Genomic DNA, 406 nt, shown 5'->3' on the forward strand with positions numbered 1-406 from the left:
GAGTTCAGCTGCCCGATTATATACTGCACGGCGAGCATCTCCCCGAGCGTCATCTCCCCGTTGATCACTGCTGTGGCGGCAAGCACCGTTATCAATATGTTCTTCACCTCATTTATGAAGATGCTACCCGCCTCCTGCGTCTGCTGGAGTTTCAGCGACTTCATCTGCACCGCAAACAGGTCTGCCTGCGTGTCCTCCCACTCCCACCTCCGTCTGCGCTCACAGTCCTGCAGCTTTATCTCCTGCATGGATGTGATAAACTGGTATGTCCGGTTCTGGTTCTTAGCCTGTTGTTCAAACAGTTCATAATCCAGCACCTTCCTACGGCTGAGGAACATGGCGATCCAGCCCCCGTAACCCACACTGCATATCGTGAACACAAGGAATATGAGCCGGTTATAGACGA

At 53.0% G+C, this 406-nt stretch carries 1 protein-coding gene; it reads right to left on the reverse strand.

Annotated features, from left to right (window positions below):
* A partial coding sequence (locus E5331_RS20125; RefSeq protein WP_275441329.1) for an ABC transporter transmembrane domain-containing protein occupies positions 1-406 on the reverse strand: 406 nt, incomplete at both ends.

Source organism: Lepagella muris (genome assembly GCF_004793975.1).
GTDB classification, from domain to species: domain Bacteria; phylum Bacteroidota; class Bacteroidia; order Bacteroidales; family Muribaculaceae; genus Lepagella; species Lepagella muris.